Annotated in this window: 10 protein-coding genes; 8 read left to right on the top strand and 2 right to left on the bottom strand. The window is 68.5% G+C overall.

The window, feature by feature from the left end; genetic code table 11:
* Nucleotides 1-355: 355 nt before the first annotated feature.
* On the bottom strand, nucleotides 356-1,225 hold the full coding sequence (locus ABEB00_RS35635) for an IS5 family transposase (RefSeq protein WP_345624886.1): 870 nt from the start codon (nucleotides 1,223-1,225) through the stop codon (nucleotides 356-358).
* Between the two features lie 323 nt (nucleotides 1,226-1,548).
* On the opposite strand from ABEB00_RS35635, the gene ABEB00_RS35630 reads away from it, so the two are divergent.
* Nucleotides 1,549-1,872: a hypothetical protein gene (locus ABEB00_RS35630; RefSeq protein WP_345624885.1), complete on the top strand. Its 324-nt coding sequence runs from the start codon at nucleotides 1,549-1,551 to the stop codon at nucleotides 1,870-1,872.
* 205 nt (nucleotides 1,873-2,077) lie between these two features.
* Here the strand turns inward: ABEB00_RS35630 and ABEB00_RS35625 are convergent, their stop codons facing one another.
* On the bottom strand, nucleotides 2,078-2,680 hold the full coding sequence (locus tag ABEB00_RS35625; RefSeq protein ID WP_345624884.1) for a hypothetical protein: 603 nt from the start codon (nucleotides 2,678-2,680) through the stop codon (nucleotides 2,078-2,080).
* Between ABEB00_RS35625 and ABEB00_RS35620 the strand changes: the two genes are divergently transcribed.
* The 7 genes from ABEB00_RS35620 to ABEB00_RS35590 all read left to right on the top strand — a co-directional run bounded on the left by ABEB00_RS35620 (nucleotide 2,659) and on the right by ABEB00_RS35590 (nucleotide 10,282).
* Nucleotides 2,659-3,825, top strand: a complete 1,167-nt coding sequence (locus tag ABEB00_RS35620) for a helix-turn-helix domain-containing protein (RefSeq protein ID WP_345624883.1) — start codon at nucleotides 2,659-2,661, stop codon at nucleotides 3,823-3,825. The two genes, ABEB00_RS35625 and ABEB00_RS35620, sit on opposite strands and share 22 nt — an antisense overlap.
* 103 nt (nucleotides 3,826-3,928) lie before the next feature.
* Nucleotides 3,929-4,195 carry a hypothetical protein gene (locus ABEB00_RS35615; protein ID WP_345624882.1) on the top strand — a complete coding sequence of 89 codons (267 nt, stop codon included), beginning with the start codon at nucleotides 3,929-3,931 and terminating at the stop codon, nucleotides 4,193-4,195.
* A gap of 455 nt (nucleotides 4,196-4,650) precedes the next feature.
* Entirely contained in the window at nucleotides 4,651-6,039 is a 1,389-nt protein-coding gene (locus ABEB00_RS35610; RefSeq protein WP_425586632.1) for a helix-turn-helix domain-containing protein, read from the top strand.
* On the top strand, nucleotides 6,036-6,773 hold the full coding sequence (locus tag ABEB00_RS35605; protein WP_345624881.1) for a toll/interleukin-1 receptor domain-containing protein: 738 nt from the start codon (nucleotides 6,036-6,038) through the stop codon (nucleotides 6,771-6,773). Before ABEB00_RS35610 ends, ABEB00_RS35605 begins: the two co-directional genes overlap by 4 nt.
* Nucleotides 6,770-8,758, top strand: coding sequence for a hypothetical protein (locus ABEB00_RS35600; RefSeq protein ID WP_345624880.1), 1,989 nt, complete (start codon nucleotides 6,770-6,772; stop codon nucleotides 8,756-8,758). The genes ABEB00_RS35605 and ABEB00_RS35600 overlap by 4 nt, the downstream gene beginning before the upstream one ends.
* Nucleotides 8,755-9,822: a hypothetical protein gene (locus tag ABEB00_RS35595; protein WP_345624879.1), complete on the top strand. Its 1,068-nt coding sequence runs from the start codon at nucleotides 8,755-8,757 to the stop codon at nucleotides 9,820-9,822. The genes ABEB00_RS35600 and ABEB00_RS35595 overlap by 4 nt, the downstream gene beginning before the upstream one ends.
* 10 nt (nucleotides 9,823-9,832) lie before the next feature.
* Nucleotides 9,833-10,282 (top strand): hypothetical protein, encoded by a 450-nt coding sequence (locus tag ABEB00_RS35590; RefSeq protein ID WP_345624878.1) that lies wholly within the window; start codon nucleotides 9,833-9,835, stop codon nucleotides 10,280-10,282.
* Nucleotides 10,283-10,706: the final 424 nt, after the last annotated feature.

Genomic DNA, 10,706 nt, shown 5'->3' with positions numbered 1-10,706 from the left:
CATGCACGACTCAACGAGTGATCACGCCATTAGAAACGGCGTCTAAACCCCCGGCACCTTGCCACACCCGCACAGCCAGGAGGCCACCTGACCAGCGGAGCAACATACCTGACGGCCCATCAGAACGAGCGTCAAGTAAGCGTCACGATGCCTCGGCGAGCGTCATTTCAGCGTCAAGATATCGCCCGTAACGCCCACAGTGCACATAACGCACATCACCCAAAACCGCAGGTCAGGCACCCTTTGCGACGGGTCCAGGGATCGCCACGCACTCCACGTGATGCGTCATCGAAAAGCTGTCAGCTTGAGCGGATCACGGAAAAGTTCAGTTCAGAGGTCGTTTCCGTCCGATGTTTCATCCCGAGATGGTCTGTTCTGTGGTCTTCTTCGGGTCGCGCCAGGAGATGATGTTCTCGCTGGTGAGGCGGCGGGCCATGAGGTCGGTCATGGCAATGTGGATCACGGCTTCGGATCGGGTGGGCAGGGTTTCGTAGTCGCGGGCGAGGCGGCGGTGGAGCATGAGCCAGCCGCAGGTCCGCTCGACTGCCCACCGCTTCGGAATCGGGGTGAAGCCCCTGGCCCCAGGCTTGCGGGCGGTGATCTCCATGTCGATACCGAGGATGGCGGCATGCTCAACGAGGTGCTGGCGGTAACCCCCGTCGACCCACACCTTGCGGATGCCCGGGTGGTCGGCGGCGACCTGGTCGAGCAGTGCGGTGCCGGCAACGGAGTCCTGCACGCTGGCCGCGGTCACCAGCACGGCGAGGAGAAGGCCGAGCGTGTCGGTGACGATGCTCCGCTTCCTGCCGACGATCTTCTTGCCGGCGTCGATGCCCTGGCCGGTGGCAGGGACGCTGGTGGAGGTCTTGACGCTCTGGGCGTCGATCACGCAGGCCGTCGGCTCGGCGTCCCGGCCTTCCTTCTCTCGTAAAAGCTGCCGGAGCAGGCCGTTGAGCTGGGCGAACACGCCCTCGTCGGCCCATTTGGCAAAGTAGCCGTAGACGGTGTTCCAGTGCGGGAAGTCGTGCGGAAGGTACCGCCACTGGACCCCGGTGCGGTCCACGTACAAGATCGCGTCCATGATGTCGCGCAGGTCGTGCTCGGGCGGTCGGCCAAAATCCAGGGCCCTGCCATGGCGCTCGAAACGCCACGCGGCCAGGACCGGCTCGATCAACTCCCAGCGGGCATCGGACAGATCACTCGGATACGGACGTCGCTTCGGCATGCTTCCGGCGTACCGCGCCGGGCCGAGTGCGCCCAGGCGCACAGCGATGACGACGGAAGCACACGACCGCAGAGACCGGACATCCAGGGATGAGACAGAAGTGCGTAACCTGCCGCCCCATCCGCAACTTCACCCGCCCCGCAGGCATCGACCACCTCCACCACCTCACCTGCACCGCAACCGAGCACTCCGAGAATCTACTGATAAGCGGGCAGTGCAGTTGAAAACGACCTCTCAGAGCTAGTTTCTGAACTCGCCGTCCTGCGTGTGAGTGCCTGGAGCGTCAAACGAGCGTCACGGTCGACAGGTAGCAGGACGTCCCCATGGCCGGGGTGGGCGGCGGTGTGTTCGGTGACGAAGTCAGCGTCCGTAAAGGCCGGAAAATGCATGGCGCTGGAGTGCATCAACTCCAGCCACGCCTCTCGCCGATGGCCGCGTCGGCGAACGCACAGACTCGGACCAGCCTGCCAACAAGGCAGAACGGCGGCGAGCACGGCACTGCACAGGTCCATCGCCGCCCCCACCCGTACCTGCCCGGCCAGCAGGAGAGGACCATCGGTGTGTGGCATGCGGATGGTGATCGTCTTCAGCAGCCCGCAAATCGCAACGACATCGTCGCCTTCTTCGGTGTCGGCTCTCCGGCATAGCGGCTCCAGGAAGCGCGGCTACGTTCCTGACGCTGAGAGACCATCTCACTTGGCGAGTCTGCGGTAGCAGAAGAGGGTGCAGGCGATGCTGGTGAAGGCCAGGAAGTGGTCGCCGCCGGCGGAGCAGGTGGGTACGTCAGCGGCGCGCCCGGGTTCCGGCCGCGCCGCTGACGAGCTGTGGTCAGCCCTCGGGGGAGCCCCCGGCTCAGTGGAGCTTGTTGACGGCGGTCTTCGTCGTGGTGCGGAAGGCGGTCAGCGGGGCGTCCTCGAAGTCGCCCATCTGGCCCCAGCGGACGAGGGTGACGGTGCGGCCGTCGCGGCCGACGGAGAACAGGTGGATGTCGGAGATGCCGATCTGCGGGTCGGCGGTGTCCAGGCTGTAGACCCAGGCGCCCTCCTCGACGGCGAGCTTGCCCTGGGAGGCGCTGACGGCCTGCAGGCCCGGGTTCTGCTGCTCCAGCAGGCCGCAGCCGGCGAGGGCCCCGCGGAGGGTGTCGACCAGCTTCACGGCGTCGGCCTCGGTACGGGCGACGGTGGTGATCTGGACGCCGTTAGTGTCGAGCTCGGTGCTGAACTCGCGGTAGCGGGTGTTCTGCGCCGGGATCTTGTACGGGGCGCAGAGGACGCCGCTGTTCTCCGGGACGCCGGTGAAGACCTGGGTGGCGGCCCACGGCGTCGACGACGGCGGCATCTGGGAGGCGGCGAGGAAGGCGGGCTGGGCAGCGGCCTGCGCCGGGGCTGTGGCGAGGGCCGCGAGGCCCAGTGCGGCAGCGGCTGCGGTGGCGAGTGCGGTGCGGAGCTTGTTCATGGTGGTGGATCCCCCGTCGGGTCGTTCGTTCGGTCAGTGCTCAACCAGCGTGGGGCCGGCGGCTGAGCGTCAGCGCGTCCACCCTCCACCGCTACTGCTCGGGCACGACCGTCCCGGAGGAGTTCGCCGTGGTCGACCGCCTCGCCCTGCTGTGCGGGGCGGACGAGGAGGAACGGCGGGCCCTGGAGGCGGCCTGGACGGAGGCGGACCGCGCCCGCCGCCGAGCGGCCTCGCCCGCCCCCACGCCTGTGCCAGCCGTGTCGGCCGCGCCGGAATCGAACCCGGACCCGACCGCGCCGAACCCGTCCGCCGTGGATCCGTCCGCGCCGGAGGCGGACCGCGCCCGCCCCCGTCGTGGCGCCCCCGCTCCCCTCCTCGTCGCCGCCGCCGTCGCCCTCGTCGTGCTCGCCCTCGCCGCCGCCCTGCTCGGCCACCCCACCCGTACGGCTTCCGCCCCCGCTCCCGCTTCCACCGCTCCGGGGCGGACCGCGGCCCCCCTCCCCTTCACCTGGAGCATCGGTTCCCAGCTCTGGGAGGGCGGCTGCGGGCACACCTACCTCGTGGACCGGGCCCCCCGCGCGGTCGTCCCGCCGCCGGTCGCGGCCGACTCCGGGGCGTGGGCCGGGACGCACGGTGCCGTGCACGGCGGGGAGGCGCTGGTGCGGATCACGGTCCAGGGCCAGTCGCCGTCCGACGCCGTCGTCCTCCATGCCCTGCACGTGCGCGTGGTCGACCGCGCCGCGCCGCTGCCGTGGAACGCGTACCGGATGGACAACGGCTGTGGCGGCGCCGTCACCCCGCGCCACTTCGCCGTGGACCTCGACCGGCCGCGCCCGCTCGCGAGGCCCGTCGACGGCCTTGACGCCTCCGGCGCAAAGGTCCGGAAGATCCCGGCCGTCTCCTTCCCGTACAAGGTCACCTCCTCCGACCCCGAGGAGTTGCTGGTCTCCGCGCGGACGGCGGACTGCGACTGCCGCTGGTACCTGAGGCTGGAGTGGAGCGCCGGGGGCCGTACGGGGACGGTGCGGATCACAGACGGCGGGAAGCCGTTCCGCACAAGCGGGACCAGGGGGAGGCCGGCGTACGTGCACGACTCCGCCGAAGGGCGCTGGATCACAGACTCGGACTCTGGACAGACCGGGTGACCGATGAGCAACTTCGAACGGGAAGGCCGTTGCCAAGGGCACCGACCTGGAGAACTACGCAAGCACCGACGCGCTGTCGAAGTTCCGTTCGGATCTGGCCCACATGAAGGAACAGCGCACCGTGATCCGGGGCGAGCTCGGACACGACGCGAAGGTGACCTCGCTCGACGCGGTCGCGAAGCTGCCGACCGCGACGATCGAGGACTGCGTCGACCTGTCGAAGTGGCAGACCATCGACACCCGCACTGACAAGGTCCTTCCCCTCCCGACGAACCAGCCGCGGCGCTACGTCGCGACGGCGACGGCGGAGAAGTGGCCGAACGGCTGGATGGTGACCGACTACGTACCGGACGGGGCACGCACGTGCTGAGGCGCGCGGCGGCCGCCGCGGTGCTCCTGGCGGGCGTCCTGGCGCCGGGGCTCGCGTACGCGGACGACGGCCACCGCACTCGGCACCAGCCCCGGCTGCCGGGGCTCGCTGCTTTCGGTGACGGTGTGCGCCTCGGACACCACCGCCGCTGGCGGCCCCCCGGGCACCGATGCTCATAAAGCGGCTCGTCGGCTGTGCCGCGGGCCCAGCCACGTGGGCGGGGGCGCGCCGAAGACCTCCTTGTGCTTTCCTTCGGGTCATCATGCGGATCCATGGTGTCGGACGGACCGCATCTCGGCTCAGGCACCCAAGCGCCCACTCGCGCTCATTGAAACGAAGGCGCCCCAGCCGTCCGCCGGAAACACGAGCACCGGCCCTTGGGGAACTCAACTGCCCCGCATGAGCTTGCCGCGCCCCGGCGTCGGAGAAGGAAACGGGAAACAGCATCGATCGCCTTGTCCGTCCGGGAGTTGGTGCCGCACTCTTTCGTGCAGCACCGCCTCGACCCGGATGACCGGGTTTGGGAGGTTCCCGTGCCACATCCGTCCACCCTGTTCGGCGAGGAACTGAGGAAGCGGCGTCTGAAAGCCGGACTGAGCCTTACGGACCTGTCCGGTCTCGTGCACTACAGCAAGGCGCAGCTCAGCAAGGTCGAGCGGGGCATCAAGGCACCCAGCCGTGATCTCACGCGGCTGTGCGACGCCGCACTCGATGCCGACGGGACACTGATCGCCCTGAGCGCCCCTACCGCTGTCGACTCACCTGCCGTGTCGGCACCAGGCCGGGTCGAGGAGGAGAACTGGATGATGCAGTTGTCACCGGACGGCCCGAACTCGTTCGGGCCCGTGGGCCGGCGTGAGGTGATGAACGCCGGTGTCGCCTCGCTGATGACCTGGAGGTCGGACGGATCAGGTCCGGCTTCCCCGGCCGCCGGCGCGGGCATGCTGGAAGCCTCACGCTCCCTGTTCACGCACTACCGCAGACTCGGTCAGACCGTAGGACCCGGTCTGCTCCTGCCCGTTCTGATCGCGCAGACACACACGCTGCGGGAGCTGTCGGCGCAGAGCGACAGCGCCACCAGGCGTCGCCTGCTGGCGCTCGGTTCCCGGTACGCCGAGTACGTGGGCTGGCTGGTGCAGGAGACCGGGGACGAGCGTGCGGCGCTGTGGTGGACACAGCGTGCGGTCGATCTGGCCGCCGCCGGCGGTGATCAGGCTCTGGCCGGTTATGCGCTGGTCCGCAGGGCGTTGGTCACGCTGTACCGGGAGGACGCCGAGCAGACGATCGCGCTGGCCCGCCGGGCGCAGAGCGGCGTGCTGCCGTCACGGATCCGTGGTCTTGCCGCACAGCGCGAAGCGCAGGGTCATGCCCTCGCCGGTGATGTCGGCGCCTGTCTACGTGCCCTGGACCGGGCTCGTACTCTGCTCGCCCGCCGGAACGACGGTGCCGACGGCCCGGTGATCGGCTCCATGCATCTTCCCGATTCGGTCGGCATGGTCACCGGCTGGTGCCTCGTCGATCTCGGGCGGCCGCGCGAGGCGGGCGAGGAACTGGATCGGCAGCTCACTCTGGTCGGTCCCGACGCGGTGCGTACGCAGGTCCGGTACGGCGTACGCCGCGCGCTCGCCTATGCCTGCGCCGGCGAGATCGACCACGCCTGCGCGCTGACGGAGCCACTGCTCGACGGCGTGACGGCGGTGCGTTCGGCGACCGTCACGACTGATCTCCGACGGCTCGTCAAGGTGTTGGGCCGCTACCCGGACCATCCACCGGTACGCCGGCTGGCACCGCGGCTCGGCACCTTGTCACGCCCGACCACCCCTCTTGAGGAGTCACCGTCATGAGCGAGATCTTCATCAACTACCGCACCGGGGACGGGGAGAAGACCGCGGCCCTACTGCGTCAAGGGTTGTCGCACCGCTTCGGCCCGGGACACGCGTTCCACGCGTCACAGTCCATCGTCCCCGGTGAGAGCTGGCCCGAACGGTTACTGGCCGCAGTACGGCGCAGCTCCGTATTCCTGGCCATCATCGGACCGGACTGGACGAACTTCCGTACCCGGCTGGAGGACCCCGAGGACTGGGTTCGCAAGGAGATCGAGGAGGCTTTCGAGTGTGAGGTCCCGGTGGTCCCTATCCTGGATGGGCGCAAAACCAGTCGGCTGAGCAAGGCTGATCTGCCGCCCGCGTTGCAGCGGCTCGCCGATCTCCAGTCCATCGCGTTCGACTCCGGTGACACCGAGGTGTGCGTCGCGCGCATCGGTGACCTGATGGCCGACCTGATTCCCGGCCTTGAAGACCGGTCCGGGACCGAGACGGGGACGCCCCCGCCGGGCAGCGTGACCAATTCCATCGGAACCGTGAACGGTACAGCCGTACAGAGCCGTGACTTCACCGGTGACGTCGGCACAGTTGTCAAGGGCGCCCATAGTCCTGTTCACACCGGGAACGGCAACATCTACTCGCATTCACGTCATGTCTCGGGCGGCGACGGGATGACGTACTCCGAGGGTGACCACCACGGCGCCGTCCAGCACCGGTTCGGTGAACGGGACGGCCACGAGGACAAGGACCGGTGAGCCAGCACACCAGTACCTGGGTCCGGGACTCGGGCGTCACGGTCACGGGCCCCGGCGACGTCTACATCGGAACGCAACTGCAGGACTCGGACAAGCCGGCGTTCCGCCGCATCGCCGAGGACCAACTGCACCGACTGCGCTACGTACTGGTCGCTCCGCCGCGTATGGGTGAGGCTCGTGCCGTACTCGCCGACACCGGCACCGTCATCCTGGACGGTGCCCTGGGCAACGGCCGCTCGGCTGCGGCCCGCGTACTGCTGCACGAACATCACCGGGACAGTGGCGTCTTCCACGAACTCCTGCCCGGTGAGGAGGGGGAGCTGTCCCTCCAGGACCCCGCTCTGGTCGGGACCGGTGATCAATTGCTGCTCGATCTGTCCGCCGCGGACGACCGCCGCTGGGCCGCGGCCCAGGCCGACCTCCCGGCGCTGCGCAAGGCCGTGCACGAGCAGCGGGCTCACCTGGTCGTGGTCATGCCGACCCGCGGCATTCTCGACCCAGACCTGCAGTACTGCCGTGTGGTGCTCGAACGGCCACCCGAAATCGGCGTTCTCCGGCGGCATCTGCGCCTGCACGGTGTACCGCCTGAGCAATATCTCCGGCCGGATGGCACCGTCACCGGGTTCCTGACGGCGAACAGGCCGATGCGGGAGATCGCAGAATTCGCCGACCTGGTGCGCCGAGCACGCGAAACCGGTCAGCCCGGAGACGGATTCGGTCAGTGGTGCGAGACGGCCTGGCGGGCGCGAAACGACGGCCGACGGGAAGCCGCCGCGCTCGTCACCAAGCTACGGGAGGCGCCGCAACGGGCCCTGCTGATCGCGGTGTCCATGCTGCATGGGGCGCATGCCGATGTCGTTCACCGCGCGGCCGAGCAACTGCTGAGCGCCCTTGGGCCTCCATCGGAGGGTGACTCACCGCTGCAGCACCGAGACCTCGCCGAGCGACTCCTCGAGATCTCGGCCACTGCCACTCCCAACGGACAGGTCCGGTTCGAGAGGCTGGACTTTGACTCCGCCGTTCGTGCCCATTTCTGGGACCACATGCCCAATCTCCGCCCTCACCTCGGCACCTGGGCGGCGAGTGTGGTGGAGCTGAACGACCCGCACGTCGTCCCCCTCGTACGCGACGGCCTGGTGGAACGAGTGGCTGGTGAATATCTGCGGACCGGACGTGCGGACGGGCTGGGGGCCCTCATCGAAGGCTGGAGCACCGGGGGGACGAGCCGGTCTCGTCTGGAAGCGGCCGTTCATGCGCTCACCTGCGGGCTGGCGGACCCGGTTCACGCCAGGTACTTCCGTGAGCAGATCTACCAGTGGTGCGCCAACCGGAGTCTCAAGGGGGAGTTCGCGCAGGTGCTGGTCCGTATCTGTGCCGACGTCCTCGCGACCAGTCATCCCGATCAAGCCCTGGTCAGGCTCTACCACCTGGCCCGGCGTGAGCGCGGCACGACGCGTGCCCGGCAGGCGCTGTGCGAGCTGGTGGCGCGCAGCCGCCGGCTGCACCGCGTGCTGCTCGACCGTCTCGCCCATTCCGACTTCTCACCCGGCAATCTCGGGATCTTCCTCCAGGCCAGCGACCCCGAACTGTTGACGCAGCACACCGGCACCTCACACACGCTGATCGACGAGCAGGGCGCGCAGGGCTCCCTGACAACCTGTTGGCACGCGGTACTGGCCGAGCTGCCGCCTCCGCAGTGGCAGGCCGAAGCACGACGTTGGCTCCACTGGGCGGCTGCCGACACCGGACCGCACGGCGGGCTCCTGCTCGATCTCCTCGTCAGTGCAGCACAGCGGTGCTCGGAGAAGCGGGGCAAGGTCTTCGCTCTGCTGTACGCATGCGCCCGCGATGCCGAGCACACCGGCCCGGGGGATGCGACGCGGGCCGCGGAGACCACCGGTCTGCTGCTCCGCAAGATCAGCGCGGCTCAAAGCATCACTCCGGCCACACCGCCGACGACATCACCCGGGGGGACTCGACCATGACCACCGCACGGAAAACCACAACCGTCTTCCTCACCGTTCTGAGCGGTCTCCTGCTGAGCATCGTCGGTCTGACGCAGCGGTGGCCGGCATGGGCTTGGCCACTGCTGGCAGTGCTGCTGCTCGTTGTCCCCGCAGTCGTCTTCCGGACCGCCGCGATGCGCCGCGGCACGGTACCGGTGGTTTTCGAAGAGCAGCTCACGGCCGCCCCCGTGGAACGCACGGAACATCGCGTCAGCAAGGTTGTGCTGCCCAGCAAGTGGGCCGACTACGACTTCGCCTTCTCCGCGGTGGTGCGCTGGTACCTCGTCGACACGCCGGCGAGTGCCCACGTTCTCAACCCGGCGGGCCTCGCCGTCGACGCGGTCCTGAAGCGGGCCCGCGCCATCACCGAGCAACGAGAACCGGTCCGGGCCTCACTCGTCGAGCAGGAACTGTCCGGCGCCCTCAGCCGGATGCTGCCTGAGCCCACCGGGCACCTCCAGGCGATGGCGGAGAACATCCAGCTCGTCCTGGCGGAGCAGGACCAGGAACGCCTCGACAAGCTCGCCGACGTACGCAAGGACGAGGCAGTCTGGGTGCACCAGCGCAAGTACGAGCAGAGCAGGCGCCGGTACCTGGGCGAGGACGTCCTCAAAAACACCGGCAGCGCCGTGGTCTGGTGGCTCACCAAGAACGACGAACACGTGGAACATACGGTGAACGACCTGGCCCTGCTCGCTCAGCTCACCTCGGCGGCCAATGACACCGACATTCCCGAACGGCTCCGGGATCTGATCTCCCAGCAAGCCGGCGAGCCGACGACGCCGGACTTTCCCCGGGAGGAGCAACCCTCAGTGCCACAGGGACGGGAGACGGCCACAATGCATCTGTCCGATTTCCTGAACAGCATCGGTTTCACCGACGGAGATGTACGCCGCCCGATGCTCGCCGCACAGATCGCCGGCCTCATCAAGGAGCAGAACCGCCACGAGACCGCCGAGGAAATCCAGCACCACTTCGATCCGCCGGCGTCCCTCGCTCCGGACGACGACGAGGCATCTGCCTCCGAGTCTCCCCTCGCCTAGGAGAAGACGTATGGACAGCGAACTGGCCGTACTCGTGGCGTCGGGTGCCACCACACTGGTCTCTCTCATGGTCACCGACTCCTGGACACACGCCCGGGAACTCGTCGGGCGGTACCTGACCCGCACAGGCGCGGACCCCGGCACGTTCGACGACCTGCAGGACGCGAGGACCCTGCTCCTCGCCGCCGACGCCACGGAACGTAAACGGACCGCCCGCGAGATCAGCCGACAATATGGTGCCCGTCTGCGCCGACTCGCGGAAGCCGACGACGACAGCGACGAAGCCCTGCGCGCTCTGCTGACCTCGTTACTGCAACTCTCGGCGTCCGCGACAGACAGCTGGCGCACGGTGGACAACCGCATCAGCGGCGGAGTCCAGCACGGTCCTGTCATCCAGTCGGGCAGCGTCGCCGGGCTGACCTTCCACATGGATCACGTCGATCGCGCGGATCGCCAGTAGCGCCGGCGCAGGGAGGGCACCGCGCGCTCCTGTGCTCGGGCAACCCGTTCTTGCCTCGGCTCGGACGATATGGGTGCCGTGGGCAACACGAGTCAGCCGTCCCGAGGCAGGCGCGCAGCGTAGCTACGCGCGCTCGATGGTCACGGCACCCCGGAATCCATCCGACGAGGTTGTCGTCATCGTCGACATCACGCCGAGCGACGGGGCGGGGACCGGCAAGAGGTGTGCGTCAACTCAGGTGTCCCCCGTCGCCGCGTTGGCGCAGGGGCCGTCGATCGCATCGGCGCCGGGTACGTGACGCCGGGGTAAGGCACCCAGCGTCACCCGGTGACCCGAGCCAAGAACTCGAGCGGAAAGCCTGCGGCTGCTGTCCGGTATCCCACGTCTTAGACGTCGTTTCATTTGGTGAGGCGACGGTGACAGA

Source organism: Streptomyces ziwulingensis, from assembly GCF_039542605.1.
Lineage (GTDB): Bacteria > Actinomycetota > Actinomycetes > Streptomycetales > Streptomycetaceae > Streptomyces > Streptomyces ziwulingensis.
This window is presented reverse-complemented; position numbering and strand designations above follow the sequence as displayed.